Annotated in this window: 13 protein-coding genes and 1 riboswitch; of the genes, 10 read left to right on the top strand and 3 right to left on the bottom strand. The window is 73.7% G+C overall.

Annotated elements, in window-relative coordinates; translation table 11 throughout:
• The first annotated feature begins 42 nt into the window (after positions 1-42).
• The 3 genes from IF30_RS0121005 (at position 43) to IF30_RS0120995 (ending at position 3,980) form a co-directional block, all read left to right on the top strand.
• On the top strand, positions 43-972 hold the full coding sequence (locus tag IF30_RS0121005) for an AAA family ATPase (protein WP_420791152.1): 930 nt from the start codon (positions 43-45) through the stop codon (positions 970-972).
• A gap of 114 nt (positions 973-1,086) precedes the next feature.
• Positions 1,087-1,896 (top strand): Fpg/Nei family DNA glycosylase, encoded by an 810-nt coding sequence (locus tag IF30_RS0121000; protein ID WP_030240667.1) that lies wholly within the window; start codon positions 1,087-1,089, stop codon positions 1,894-1,896.
• A gap of 71 nt (positions 1,897-1,967) precedes the next feature.
• Entirely contained in the window at positions 1,968-3,980 is a 2,013-nt protein-coding gene (locus tag IF30_RS0120995; RefSeq protein ID WP_030240664.1) for an AAA family ATPase, read from the top strand.
• A 99-nt stretch (positions 3,981-4,079) separates the two neighbouring features.
• Here IF30_RS0120995 and IF30_RS0120990 read toward each other — a convergent pair whose 3' ends face one another.
• Positions 4,080-5,756: a hypothetical protein gene (locus IF30_RS0120990; RefSeq protein ID WP_030240661.1), complete on the bottom strand. Its 1,677-nt coding sequence runs from the start codon at positions 5,754-5,756 to the stop codon at positions 4,080-4,082.
• Positions 5,757-5,807: 51 nt separating this feature from the next.
• Positions 5,808-6,191, bottom strand: a complete 384-nt coding sequence (locus IF30_RS0120985; RefSeq protein WP_051710723.1) for an ArsR/SmtB family transcription factor — start codon at positions 6,189-6,191, stop codon at positions 5,808-5,810.
• An 81-nt stretch (positions 6,192-6,272) separates the two neighbouring features.
• Positions 6,273-6,487, top strand: a riboswitch (cobalamin riboswitch).
• A 31-nt stretch (positions 6,488-6,518) separates the two neighbouring features.
• Here IF30_RS0120985 and IF30_RS0120980 point away from each other — a divergent pair.
• From IF30_RS0120980 to IF30_RS0120955, 6 genes are all read left to right on the top strand, one after another.
• Entirely contained in the window at positions 6,519-7,634 is a 1,116-nt protein-coding gene (locus tag IF30_RS0120980) for a HoxN/HupN/NixA family nickel/cobalt transporter (RefSeq protein ID WP_030240656.1), read from the top strand.
• A gap of 66 nt (positions 7,635-7,700) precedes the next feature.
• On the top strand, positions 7,701-8,807 hold the full coding sequence (locus tag IF30_RS0120975) for a M24 family metallopeptidase (protein ID WP_030240655.1): 1,107 nt from the start codon (positions 7,701-7,703) through the stop codon (positions 8,805-8,807).
• 80 nt (positions 8,808-8,887) lie between these two features.
• The gene (gene efp, locus IF30_RS0120970; protein WP_030240652.1) at positions 8,888-9,451 is read left to right on the top strand and encodes an elongation factor P; all 564 of its coding nucleotides are present in this window, start codon (positions 8,888-8,890) and stop codon (positions 9,449-9,451) included.
• A 4-nt stretch (positions 9,452-9,455) separates the two neighbouring features.
• Entirely contained in the window at positions 9,456-9,893 is a 438-nt protein-coding gene (gene nusB / locus IF30_RS0120965) for a transcription antitermination factor NusB (RefSeq protein ID WP_030240649.1), read from the top strand.
• Between the two features lie 216 nt (positions 9,894-10,109).
• Positions 10,110-10,931, top strand: coding sequence for a thioesterase family protein (locus tag IF30_RS0120960; protein ID WP_030240645.1), 822 nt, complete (start codon positions 10,110-10,112; stop codon positions 10,929-10,931).
• A gap of 147 nt (positions 10,932-11,078) precedes the next feature.
• Positions 11,079-11,996, top strand: coding sequence for a hypothetical protein (locus IF30_RS0120955; protein ID WP_030240642.1), 918 nt, complete (start codon positions 11,079-11,081; stop codon positions 11,994-11,996).
• Positions 11,997-12,137: 141 nt separating this feature from the next.
• On the opposite strand, the gene IF30_RS0120950 is transcribed toward IF30_RS0120955, so the two are convergent.
• Positions 12,138-12,641, bottom strand: a complete 504-nt coding sequence (locus IF30_RS0120950; RefSeq protein WP_030240641.1) for a transcriptional regulator — start codon at positions 12,639-12,641, stop codon at positions 12,138-12,140.
• Positions 12,642-12,970: 329 nt separating this feature from the next.
• Here IF30_RS0120950 and pyrR point away from each other — a divergent pair, with 329 nt between their 5' ends.
• Positions 12,971-13,618, top strand: coding sequence for a bifunctional pyr operon transcriptional regulator/uracil phosphoribosyltransferase PyrR (gene pyrR / locus IF30_RS0120945; RefSeq protein WP_030240639.1), 648 nt, complete (start codon positions 12,971-12,973; stop codon positions 13,616-13,618).
• Positions 13,619-13,620: the final 2 nt, after the last annotated feature.

Below are 13,620 nucleotides of genomic sequence, written 5' to 3'. Positions count from 1 at the left end.
GCCGTGTAGTGTCCCCGCTGAGGAGAGGTGTCGGGAGGTGCCGTGACGCAGTACGCCGGCGGTGGGCAGGTCCCGCCGCGTCCCGCCGCTCCGCCGGTGCCGCCGGGTGGCGGCGCGGGGGCGGCTCCGTCCGGGGCGTCGGGTCCGCCGCCCCCTCCGCCGTCGGTCCGGCCCGGGCCCGCCGCCCCGGCACCGCCGGTCGCCCCCGTTCCCGCCCCGGCTGCTCCTGCTGCTCCTGCCGCTCCCGCGCCGGTCGCTCCGCCCGCGCAGGCGGCCGCTCCGGCCCCGTCCCAGGTCGCTGCGCCCGCTCCCGGGCCCGGCGCGCCGGTGCCGGCCGGGGGCACCGGGCACTTCGTGCTGCCCTCCGGGATGCCCGTCCAACTGCCCGCGCACCCGCCGCAGCGGCACGCGCCCACCGGGCCGATCGCCGTCCTGCTGATCGGCCCGGCCGGGGCCGGCAAGACCACCGTCGCCCGGTACTGGGCCGAGCGCCGGCCCAGCCCGACCGCGCACATCAGCCTGGACGACGTCCGCGAGTGGGTGCAGTCCGGCTTCGCCAACCCGCAGTCCGGCTGGAACAACGCCTCCGAGGCGCAGTACCGGCTGGCCCGCCGCACCTGCGGCTTCGCCTGCCGCAACTACCTGGCCAACGGCATCTCCTGCATCATCGACGACGCCGTCTTCCCGGACCGCCCGGCGATCGGCCTCGGCGGCTGGAAGCGGCACATCGGCCCCGGCATGATCCCGGTCGTGCTGCTGCCCAGCCTCGACTCCGTGCTGCACCGCAACGCCCGCCGCGGCGGCAACCGGCGCCTGGGCGACGAGGAGGTGGCCCGGATCCACGGGCGGATGGCCGGCTGGTACAACTCCGGGCTGCCGATCATCGACAACTCCTACCTGGACGTCGCCGGGACGGCCGCCGAGCTGGACCGCGTCATCCTGGCCCGGCTGATGGGCATGCCGGTCCGCTGACCTGCGCACCCGCCGGTCCGGGGGCCGGGCCGTGTCGGTGCCGGCTGCGATGATGGAGGAGCCCTCGGGCCCGCCCAGCGGCCCGTCCTGTCGAACCCCGGGGAGCTGACGCCCGTGCCGGAAGGCCACATCATCCACCGCCTCGCCGCCGAGAGCCGCAAGGCCTTCGGCGGCCGCGCCGTCCGGGTCTCCAGCCCGCAGGGCCGGTTCGCCGACGAGGCCAAGGTGATCGACGGGCAACTGCTCACCGGAGCCGAGGCCATCGGCAAACACCTCTTCCTCGGCTTCGAGGAGGGTGCCTGGGTCCACATCCACCTGGGCCTCTACGGCGGCTTCACCTTCGCCGACGGCCCGGCCCTCCCGCCCGTCGGCCTGGTCCGGCTGCGGCTGGAGAACGAGGACGGCCACGCCGACCTGCGTGGCCCCAACACCTGCGCGCTCGTCACCGACGCCCACAAGGCCGCCGTCGCCGGCCGCCTCGGCCCCGACCCGCTGCGCGCCGACGCCGACCCGGAGACCGCCTGGCGCCGGATATCGGGCAGCCGGACGAGCATCGCCGCCCTGCTGATGGACCAGAAGGTGCTGGCCGGGGTGGGCAACGTCTACCGGGCCGAGGTGCTGTTCCGCCACGGCATCGACCCGCACCGGGCCGGCCGCGACCTCACCCGGCGCGAGTGGGACGCGATCTGGAGCGACCTCGTCGCCCTGATGCACGAGGGCGTCGCGGCCGGCCGGATCGACACCGTCCGCCCCGAGCACACCCCCGAGGCGATGGGCCGCCCGCCCCGCGTGGACGACCACGGCGGTGAGGTGTACGTCTACCGGCGCGCGGCCATGCCCTGCCTGGTCTGCGGCACGGACGTACGGACGGAGGAGCACGCCTCGCGCAACCTCTTCTGGTGCCCTGGCTGCCAGGCGGCCTGACGCCCCCGATCCGCCCTCCGGCCCGGCGCGCAGCCCGTAGGCTGGGGCGACCGGCCGGAGGGAGCAGGCAGATGGAGCAGCACGAGGTCGCCAACACCGTGTCAGGAACGGTGAGTGTGGGCGGCCATGTGGTGCAGGCCCGGGACATCGGCGCGGTGCACTTCCACGAGGCGGAGCGCCCGGTCAGGACCCCGCATCAGGTCCGGCCGCCGCGTCGGACCTTCGTCAACCGCGAGCCGGAAATCGCCGCGCTCACCGCCGCGTTGGGCCGCGTCGACGAGGGCGGCCTGGCGATCGTGGCCTTCACCGGCCTGGGCGGCGTCGGCAAGACCGAGCTGGTGGCGAAGTTCGCCAAGGAGCGTGCGGCGCACTTCCCCGACGGCGTCCTGTACGCCGACCTCAAGGCCTACCGGCACCGGGCCGGGGTGGACCTCGCCGGGGTGCTGGAGGGCTTCCTGCGGGCCCTCGGCGTGCAGCCCCCGGACCGGGAGGCGGCGCGCTTCGCGGAGTTCCACACCGCCACCGCGGAACAGCGCTGCCTGTTCTTCCTGGACAACGCCGAACACGCCGCCGAGGTCCGTGCCCTGCTGCCGACCACCGGGCTGGTGGTGGCCGCGAGCCGGAGCCGGCGCCTGGGCGCGCTGCGGATGGACGGGGCCGAGGTGCGGGAGCTGGAGCGGCTCAGCGTGGCGGCCGGCGCCGCGCTGGTGCGTGGCTGGCTGGGGCCGGAGCGGGGCGCCGACGCGGACGTCGCGGCGCTGGTCGAGCGCTGCGCGGGCCTGCCCCTCGCCCTGAACGCGGTCGGCAGTCAGCTGCTCGGCCGCGCCCGCCTGGCGGTGGGCCAGGTGGTGGCCGAACTGACGGACCAGGAGCGCAGGTTGGGCGTACTCGACAACGAGGAGGGCAACCTCCGTGCGACGTACGACCCGGTGTACGAGCGGCTCTCGGCCCAGGGCCGGGCGCTGTACCACCTGATCGGCGTGCACCCCGGCCCGTTCGTGTCCGCCGAACTGGCGGAGGCGGTGGGCGTGGAAGGCGCCGAGGACGCCCTGGAGGAGCTGCGCGTCGTGCACCTGCTGGACGAGGTGGTGGACGACGGCCCGGGACAGCGCTACCAGGCCCACGACGTGGTGCGGACTCACGCCTACGCCTGTGCCCGCGAACTGCCGGACCGCGAAACGCTCCTGGACCGTGGCGTGGCGTACTTCCGGCGCCGGGCCTCGCTCGCCGACCGGGCGATGGGGGCGCGGCTGCGGCTGCAGGCCGCGAGCGGCGACGATCTGCCGGGCTTCGACTCGGACGTGGCCGCCCTGGAGTGGCTGCACGCCGAACGGGCCAACCTGCGCGCGGCGGTGGAGACGGCGGCCGGGCGTGGACTGCACGGTGAGGTGTGGCGGCTCTGCGAGTCGCTGTGGCCGCTCTACCACGGCCGCAAGCTGTACGACGACTGGATCGCGACCCACGAGCTCGGTGTCGAGTCCGCCCAGTGGGACAACCGGCCCGACGCCGTGGTCCGGATGCGCAACCAGCTCGCCCGCGCCCACTTCGAGCGCAAGGACTACCCGCTCGCCGCCGAGCAGTTGGCACTCGCGGGGGAGCAGGTCCCGCTGGTGACCGACCGTCAGGTCGTCGGAGTGCTCCATGAGACGGACGGTCTGCTGTGCCTGGCCGACGGGCGGCCGGGGGACGCGGTCGAGCGGTTCGTGCTGGCCCGCGCGGCCAACGAGGGCGATGCCCACGGCGAGATCGTGCAGAGCTACAACCTGGCGCAGGCGCTGATCGCCGACGGCCGTCCGGACGAGGCCCTGGCGGTGCTGCGGGAGGCCACCGCCCGGGCCGTGGACACCCGTGACAACGACATGCTGATGAAGCTGCCGCTGGTCCGCGCCCGGGCCCACCGCGCGCTCGGGCAGCTCGACCTCGCCGTCGTCCACGCCGGTGAGTGCGCCCGGCGGGCCAAGGCGCGGAGCCAGTACGCGAAGGAGGCGCAGGCGCACACCCTGCTGGTGGCCCTCGCCGAGGAGCTGGCCGACGAGGGGCTGGCGCAGCGCAGCCGCGAGCGCCTGCGGGAGCTGGACGGCTGAGGCCGCTGCGGCCGTGACCGCTGAGGCCCTGACCCCGGCGGCCGTGCCTGCGGCCGCCCTCGCCTGCGGGGCTACGGCGTGGGGCTTCGGCCGTCGTGGTCACGGTCCGGTGGTGAAGGACACCCGGGTGCGGTGCTCGCCGGTGCGGATGGTCAGGCCGTGCTCGGCGAGACCGGCCGGATCGCCGCCGTCGGTGAGCCAGCAGGCCACCGCGGAGCCGAGGAGGAGCGGGTCGAGGACGGGTTCGGGGCGGCTCCAGTCCCGCTCGGCGCAGGCCTCCAGCAGCAGGCCGGTGCGCAGCCGGAGCAGGTGGCGGGCCGGCCCGAGGGCGGCCACCGCGACGACGAGGCCGGGGAGTTCGGCGGCGGTCTCGGCGAGCCAGCGGGCGGCGGGGCGCTCGGCGTGCGCCTCGGTGCGGGCCAGTACCTCGGCGGTGTAGCGCAGGGCGTCGCCCGGGTGGTCGTCGGTGAGGGCGTGGAAGCCGCGCGGGGTGTGGTCCTGCGGGTCGAAGGGGTAGCGCCGGAGGCTGACCTGCGTGCCTTCGGCCTCGCCCTGGACGTCGTAGGCCGTGGGCCCCTCCGTGGGGCCGGGGCGCGGGACGGGTTTGGGGTAGGGCGGCAGGAGCGGTTCGTCCTCGGGTTCGTCCAACTGCTCCAGGAAGGAGTAGAGCAGGGGGCGCAGCAGTTCGGCGGAGTGGCCGCGCCGGCCGAGTGAGCGGTCGGTGATGGGGCGCAGGGCGGCCGGGTCCTGCTTCTGGAGGGCCTGTTCGAGTTGGGCGGCGAGGTCGCCGTCGGGGTCGAGGACGGGGGCGGCCTGGCCGAAGGCGTAGCTGGGGGAGTGCGGGTCGAGTTCGGCGGCGCCGGTGGCGACGAGCACGGTGGGCCGTTCCAGGGCGGCGCCGTAGACGGAGACCGAGCCGTGGTCGCCGATCAGGCAGTCCGCGGCGACCAGGGCGGCCTGCCAGCCCTGGTGGGGCGGGACCAGGCGCAGGCCCATGCGGCGGGCGACGTCGAGCAGGGCCTCGGGGTCGTGCCGGCTCCAGATGTTGGGGTGCAGGACGACGGCGACCGTGTACTCGTCGGCGGGCAGGCGGCGGACCAGGCGCCGGGGCAGGTCGGGGTGGCGGCCGAGTAACGAGTGTTCGCTCCAGGTGGAGTTGACGACGACGAGCCGTCGGCCGTCGACGGCGCCGAGTGCGGCGCGGTAGGCGTCGCGGGAGCGCCGGCTGCGCAGCATCCGGTCGAAGCACGGGTCGCCGACGACCTGGGCGACGTCCAGTGCCTCGGGGCAGGAGGTCCGCAGGCGGTCCAGCTGCTCGGGGTGGGAGAGGCCGAGGACGTCCACGAACACCCGTCCGCGATGGGTGAGTTCGTTGCGGGAGAGGCCGGCGGCGCTGGTCGTGTCGCCGGTGGATTCGGTGACCAGGCGGTTGTAGCCGGCGCCGTGGGGGAGGACGACGAGGCGGGCGTCCAGGCGGTGCATGGAGGAGTGGACGGCGCACGCGACGGCGAGGTCGAAGCGGTGCCGGACGGCGTCCTCCCAGTCCAGCACGGTGTAGCCGGGCAGGCCGCGCAGGAATTCGTCCAGGGCGCGGTCGGCGAAGGCGGAGCCGGGGTTGACGGTGAAGTACCGGGCGATGCCGTCCGGGTTCAGCAGGGTGAGGACGTCCAGGACCCGGGTGGCCGAGGTGAGGGTGCGGGCGACCGCCAGCACGCGGGCCTTGACCGGGCGGGTGTTCCACCGGTCGGCGGGCCAGGCGTGGGGGTGGGGCGGCACACCATGATCGTACTCATCCGCGCCGCCCGGGGTGCGGTTTCCGAGTGTCGGTCAGCCCGCTGCCGCGGTGGGCTCGTGATGCTCGGCGGCGGCGCATTCGTCGAGCAGGGGGCGCATGCTCTCGTCCACGAGCTGGTAGCGCACGACACGTCCGTCCTTGTCGCCGGTGACCACGCCGGCCGTGCGGAGCAGCCGCAGGGCCTGGGAGACGGCGGGGTCGCGCATGCCGGTGGCGACCGCGAGGTCGGTGACGGCGAGCGGGCCGGCCCGGTGGAGGGCGAGCAGCAGGGCGAGCCGTCCGGGGTCGGCGAGCAGGGAGAAGCGCTCGGACCAGGACCGGACGTGCGCGGTGTCGCCGATCGCGGCGATGGCCTCGCAGACCCGGTGCCCGTCGATGGTGCGGTGGCCCGCGCGGTCGGCCGGTACGAGATGCATGCGGACATTCTTGCAGGCGGTGCCTGTGATCCTTGACACCTGCGCAGATGCGCAGCCTTGCATGGGTCGGGGTGCGGCCCCTACGGTGTTGCCCGCCGTGGTGCTCGGGAAGACCGGTGACGGACCCTCAGGGGTCCGGAGTCCGGAGCGGCCCTCGCCACTGTGATCGGGTCATTCCTTCGTCCTCGACGGAATGCCGTCCGTGTCCACGACGCCACTGGGTGCCCCGCGCGCCCGGGAAGGCGGACCCGGATGTCCCGTAAGCCAGGAGACCGGCCACGGCACTTCACGAACTGTTTCCACGAGGTGCTGGAGCGTGATCCGGAGATGACCCTGCCCGAAATCGCCGCCGCGGATGCGAAGGCGGTGCCGTCGGTGCTGCCCACCTTCCGGTGGAGGCGCGAGGACACCGTGCGTACGGCCGGGCTGATGGGGGTGATCCTGGCCATGCACGTGGTGGCCTTCGGGACGCTCGTCTTCCTGGTCGCCCCCGAACGGTACGCGGTCGGTACCCAGGTCTTCGGGGTGGGCCTGGGTATCACCGCGTACACCCTCGGCATGCGGCACGCCTTCGACGCCGACCACATCGCGGTGATCGACAACACCACCCGCAAGCTGATGGCGGACGGCAAGCGGCCGGTCTCGGTCGGCTTCTGGTTCGCCCTCGGGCACTCCTCGATGGTCGTGGTGATGGCCGCGCTGGTGGCGGGCGGAGCGCAGCTGGCGAACACGCTGATGGACGACGAGTCGACGACCCACAAGTGGCTCGGCATGATCGGGACGACCACCTCCGGGGTGTTCCTCTACCTGATCGGCGCGCTCAACCTGGCGGCGCTGCTCGGCATCGTGAGGGTGTTCCGGTCGATGCGGGCCGGGCAGTACGACGAGGCGCAGCTGGAGGCGCACCTCGACTCGCGCGGCTTCATGGCCCGGGTGCTGAACCGGGCGACCCGCTCGATCACCCGGCCCGGGCAGATGTTCCCGGTGGGCATGGTGCTCGGCCTGGGCTTCGACACCGCGACCGAGGTCACCCTGATGGTGATGGCCGGTTCGGGCGCGGCCTCCGGACTGCCCTGGTACGGGATCGCCTGCCTGCCGCTGCTGTTCGCGGCCGGGATGAGCCTGTTCGACACGCTGGACGGGACCTTCATGAACTTCGCGTACCAGTGGGCCTTCGCCAACCCGGTGCGCAAGGTGTACTACAACCTGACCATCACCGGGCTGTCGATCGCAGTGGCCTTCGTCATCGGCACCATCGAGCTGGTCGGGGTGCTGCACGAGAAGCTCCACCTGACCGACCCGGTGACCGGCTGGATCGCGGACATCTCGCTGGACAACGTCGGCTACGCGATCGCCGGGCTGTTCGTGGTGGTCTGGGCGGCGGCGATCGCGTACTGGAAGCTCGCCCGGGTCGAGAAGCGCTGGGCGCCGCAGGAGCCGTGAGCGGGCGCGGGCGCGGGTGGGGGTGCTCGGCGGGCGGTTTGGGGTGGGGCTTCGTAGGCTCGACGCATGGCGGATGCGTACGCGGGTCGGCGGGAGCGGGTGAGGGAGCACTGCAGTGCGGCCGGGGTCGATGCCGCGCTGGTCACCCGGGCGGCGAACGTGCGGTACCTGACGGGCTGCGCGCCCTGCGGGGCGACGCTGCTGCTGACCAGGGAGCGGGCCCTGCTCGCGTTGCCGGACGACCTGCCGCCGGACGACTCCGGCGAACACCTGATCGACCCGGACGTCACCCGGCTGACGGTGGCGGCGGGGGCGGACACCGCCCTGGCCGCCGCTGCCGCCGCGGCGGGCTTCGGGGTGACGGGCCTGGCGGTGGAGGAGCACGACCTGACCGTCAGCCGGCACCGCGCGGTGGCGGGTCTGGCCGAGCGGGCCCGGCTGGCCGACCTGGGCCAGGTGGTCGAGCGGCTGCGGGTGGTCAAGGACGAGCACGAGATCGCGGACCTGCGGATCGCCGCCGAGATCGCCGACCAGGCGCTCGGTGAGCTGCTGGAGTCGATCCTGGTCGGCCGCACCGAACGGCACCTGGCGATGGAGCTGGAGCGCCGGATGATCGACCACGGCGCCGACCGGGCCGCGTTCCCGGTGTCGGTCGGCGCCGGCAGCCACTCCGGCCAGGCCGCCCACCAGCCGACCGACCGCCGGGTGGAGGAGGGCGACTTCCTGACCGTTGTGATGGGCGCGCAGTACCGCGGCTACGGCGTCTCCACCGCCCGGACCTTCGTGATCGGCGCCGCCCCCGCGCCCTGGCAGGTGGAGCTGCACCGGCTGGTCTTCCGCGCCCAGCGGGCCGGCCGGGAGGCGCTCGGACCGGGCGTGGAGCAGTGCGTACCCGACCGGGCCGCCCGGCAGGTCCTGGAGGCGGCGGGCCACACCGAGGCCTCCCCGCACCCGGTGGGCCACGGCATCGGGCTGGAGATCCGGGAGGCGCCGCGCCTCGGTCCGTCGGACATGGGTAAACTGGACAGCCGCGTGCCGGTCACCGTCGGCCCAGGGGTCCACCTCCCGGGCAAGGGCGGCGTCCGGATCGAGGACACGCTCGTCGTCCGCCCCCTAGAAGAGGGCGGTCCCGAGCTGCTCACCATCACCACCAAGGAGCTCCTCGCCCTGTGACCGCGACCGCCCGGCGGCCGTCGGCGGCAGGACGCGAACCCTTGGTTCCTTGACAGCTATATCCAGGAGTAAGTGCGCCCGTGGCTTCCACGAACGATCTCAAGAACGGCATGGTCCTCAAGCTGGAGGGCGGCAAGCTCTGGTCCGTGGTCGAGTTCCAGCACGTGAAGCCCGGTAAGGGCCCGGCCTTCGTGCGGACCAAGCTCAAGGAGGTCCTGACCGGCAAGGTCGTCGACAAGACCTTCAACGCGGGCACCAAGGTCGAGACCGCCAACGTCGACAAGCGCGGCATGCAGTTCTCGTACAAGGACGGCGAGAACTTCGTGTTCATGGACATGGACACCTACGACCAGCTGACCATCGAGCCGGCCGTCGTCGGCGACGCCGCCAAGTACCTGCTGGAGGGCTTCGAGGCCCTGGTCGCCACCAACGAGGGCGCGGTGCTCTACATCGAGCTCCCGGCCGCGGTCGAGCTGACCATCGCCGAGACCGAGCCGGGCGTCCAGGGCGACCGCTCCACCGGTGGCACCAAGCCGGCCACCCTGGAGACCGGCGCCGAGATCCAGGTGCCGCTCTTCGTCACCACCGGTGAGAAGGTCAAGGTCGACACCCGCGACGGCAGCTACCTCGGCCGGGTGAAGTAAGTCCGTGTCGGCCGCACGCAGCAAGGCCCGCACCCGGGCCTTCCAGATCCTCTTCGAGGCCGACCACCGCGGGGTCGACCCGCAGCGGGTCCTCGCGGACTGGGTGGCCCGCGCCCGTGAGCCCAAGCCTGACGAGGGCACCCCGCAGGTCGGCGAGTACACGATGGAGCTGATCGAGGGGTACGCCCAGCACGCCCGTCGCATCGACGACCTGATCTCGCAGTACGCGGTGGGTTGGACGCTCGACCGGATGCCGATCGTGGACCGCAACGTCCTGCGGCTCGGCGCGTACGAGCTGATCTGGGAGGACGGCGTCCCGGACGCGGTCGTCCTGGACGAGGCCGTCGAGATCGCCAAGGAGTTCTCCACGGACGACTCCCCGGCCTTCGTCAACGGCATGCTCGCGCGCTTCATGGAGCTGAAGCCGAGCATCCGCCGGTAACGGCCATGCCTCGCGGAACGGCCGCCGGACCCCCATGTCGGGGTCCGGCGGCCGTTCCGCGTTCCCGGGCGTCGCCGCGTTTCCGGGCGTCGCGGTGTCCTCCGGCGCGTCCGGCGGTTCCGGGCCGTCGCGCGTTTCACCCGCTCGGCGTAGGGTGATGGCCTACTCGTCAGTAACTTGACGGCCGGAAACCAGGCGTGAAGGGCAGGTCTCCCCATGACCACCGTGATCCGCAGCGAGTTCGACCAGGGCATCGCCCTGACCAGACATCCCGAGGAGCCCGGCCGCTACGAGGCCGACCTCGGCGAGGGCTGGCAGATCGGCGGCGGGGTCAACGGCGGGCTGCTGCTCGCCGTGGCCGGACACGCGCTGTCGCTGGAGCACGGCACGCACCCCGATCCGGTGTCGATCAGCGGTTACTACCTGTCCGCCTCCACCCCGGGCCCGGCCACCGTCCGCACCGAGGTGCTGCGCAGCGGCCGCGGCCTCTCCACCGGCACCGCCTCGCTCAGCCAGGACGGCGTCGAACGGCTGCGCGTGGTCGCCAGCCACGGCGACCTCTCCGCCGCCGACGGCGAGGTGCGCACCAGCGCGCAGCCGCCCCAGCTCCCGCCGCCGGACCAGTGCATCGGCGTGGAGCACGCGCCCGCGGAAATGGTCGCCCAGGCGGCCCTGCTGGAGCGCTTCGACCTGCGGCTGGACCCGGCCACCGTCGGCTGGGCGCTGGGGCAGCCCTCCGGCAACGGGCGGATCCAGGGCTGGTTCCGGCTCGCCGACGGCCGCGAACCCGACCCGCTGCTGCTCCTGCTGGTCGCCGACGCGCTGCCGCCGGTCACCTTCGACCTCGGCATGCCGGGCTGGGCCCCGACCGTCGAGCTGACCGTCCACCTGCGCGCCAGGCCCGCCCCGGGCTGGCTGCGCGTCACCCACGCGACCCGCAACCTGGCCGGCGGGTACTTCGAGGAGGACGCCGAGGTGTGGGACGAGTCCGGCCGCCTGGTCGCGCAGTCCCGACAGCTGGCCCGGGTGCCGCGGTAGGCGCACCACCGGTGCTATTACCGGTGGTTACCTTCCTGTGACACGCCGTACGTGTGCGGCGCGCGCGGCTGGGGAGGAAGACGGTCAGCGGCGACCCGCCGCCGACCGTCACCGCCGACGGCCGCCCGCCGAAGCCAGGAGCCACCGATGACTCGAAATGGCCGCGCCCGCCGCAACTCCGACTGCACCGCCGGCGGCTCGCGGCCCGTGGCCCGGACACCGCACCGGCCGCAGCGGGCCGAGGGTGCCGACCAGGCGTTCGTCATCGGGGTGCTGGCCAGTGCCGCGGACTTCGCGCGGGCCCGTGTCTGGGGGATCTCCGACGCCCCCGACTACGAGCGCTACCTGGCCGACACGGCGGAGCTGCTGGCCGACGCGCTGGAGCGGTTCGACAACGTCCGGGCCCGCGTGTTCCACCCGCAGGACTTCGAGGAGTTCTGCCTGCTCCACGCGCTGGACCCGGCCCGGCCCGCCGCCCGCGACCGCTACCTCGTCAACCCGCCGCTGCAGGCCCAACTGCTCGCCTACCAGGGCGAGGAGCTGGCCGGCGACTTCGTCCCGCGCCTGGTGCGGGCCCGCGAGAACGGGCTGACGCTCTGCCACGTCGACCTGCTGATCGACGGCGGCCTGTACGGGGGCGCGGGCGAGCAGGACGAGGAGCTCGCCCGCTGGGTGCGCGCCGCCTACCAGCGCGGGGGCGAGGTCTTCCGGCGGATGCTGGTCGGCGCGGGCGCCGGCGTGTACGAGCTGCGCCTGCGGGTGGACGCGCCCGGCGGGCCGCTGACCGCGGCGGCGCGGGTGCTGCAGTGGGAGGACGGCGTGGTGCGGATCAACGACGAGGACCTGGAGCTGGTCTGCGCGGTGCTGTGCGCCGGGCTGGCGCTGGAGCTGCCGGGCGTCGCGGTGCTGCACGGCTCGCAGGGCTCGGCCGCCTCCTGCGGGGAGTACCTGCCGGCCGCCTGGGCGTGGTCGAGCGGCGGCCAGGACTGGGCGCCGGCCGCCCGGCCGGTCCGGTTGGACGGGGTGGCGGCCCAGCCCGGCTACAGCCTGGGCACGGTCTGCTGACGCCCCGGAGGCCGCCCCGGACACACCGCGGCGCGGCCCCCGGACCGGGGTGCCGCGCCGTGACGTTTCTGCTTGTCAGCACAGGCGAAGCCCGTGCTGGGAACCGTAAGGGTCCGCCGGCGGTAGCCGGTGCGGCGAACCTCAGCCCGCGTCCTCCTCGCGCACCGCACGGCGCGCGTCGGGGTTCAGCACGCCCCAGGAGATCAGCTGCTCGGTGAGGATCGACGGGGACTGGTCGTAGATGACGGCCAGGGTGCGCAGGTCGTCCTGCCGGATCGACAGCACCTTGCCGTTGTAGTCGCCGCGCTGGCTCTGGATGGTCGCCGCGTAGCGCTGCAGCGGGCCGGCCTTCTCGGACGGGACCTGGGTCAGTCTCTCCAGGTCGAGGACCAGGCGCGGCGGCGGCTCGGCCGCGCCACCGGGGGTGCCGCCGGGCAGCAGCTCCTGCACCGGAACGCCGTAGAACTCCGCCAGCTCGGCCAGGCGCTGCACGGTGACCGCACGGTCGCCGCGCTCGTACGAGCCGACGACGACTGCCTTCCAGCGCCCCTGGGACTTCTCCTCGACACCGTGCAGGGAGAGACCCTGCTGGGTGCGGATCGCTCGGAGCTTGCCTCCGAGTTGCTTCGCGTAGTCGCTGGACATTGATCTCCCCGGACGAGATTGCTTCGCGTTCAGTGGTGGGTCACGGGCGTTGCCGACGCCGTTACCGGTGGGTTCGACGTGCGTCTCGTAACTCACTGTGAGGTTACGTAGAGTAAGGTAGTTGCGTCAAGCCGAATGGGGCAGCCGTGCGAATGGCCCGCATCGTCGGCGCGTCCGGGGTGTTAACCCCGGGAAGCGGAATGGTGGACTTCTGTTTGCCGCCCCGGGCCCTGCTAGGATGACCCGAAGCCCACGCCGACTCGGCGAGGGCCATCCCAGACATCCTTTAAGGCCCGTCCAGTGAGGCGGGGAAGGAGGTCCGCTTCGGCATGACCGCACACCAGGAACAGACGCCGCGCCCGCCGCACCAGGTGCTGGACGGCACGGACATCGCCCGGGTCATCACCCGGATAGCGCACGAGATCGTCGAGCGCGCCAAGGGCGCGGAGGACGTCGTGCTGCTCGGCATCCACACCAGGGGCGTCCACCTCGCCCGCCGCCTGCACGCCAGGCTGGCCCAGATCACCGGACGCGAGATCCCGCTGGGCACCCTGGACATCACCATGTACCGGGACGACCTGCGGCTGAAGCCCGCCCGCGCCCTCGAACACACCGAGATCCCGTCCGACGGCATCGACGGCAAGCTCGTCGTGCTCGTCGACGACGTGCTCTTCTCCGGCCGCACCATCCGCGCCGCCCTCGACGCGCTCAACGACATCGGCCGCCCCCGCGCCGTCCAGCTCGCCGTCCTCGTCGACCGCGGCCACCGCGAGCTGCCGATCCGCGCCGACTACGTGGGCAAGAACCTCCCCACCTCGCTGCGCGAGGCCGTGCAGGTGCGCCTGTCCGACAGCGACGGCGTGGACGCCGTGCTGGTCGGCGACCGCGACTCCGCGGCCGCGTCGCGCCCCGCGCGCAACGAACAGGGCACGCAGGCCACCGCCGCCGAGCCCACCGAACCGCACCTCCCGGAGTAGCC

Origin of the sequence: Streptomyces sp. NRRL S-350 (assembly GCF_000719705.1) — a bacterium.
Taxonomy (GTDB): Bacteria; Actinomycetota; Actinomycetes; order Streptomycetales; family Streptomycetaceae; genus Kitasatospora.
The sequence above is the reverse complement of the archived record's forward strand: the minus strand, read 5'-3'. Positions and strand labels throughout refer to the sequence as shown.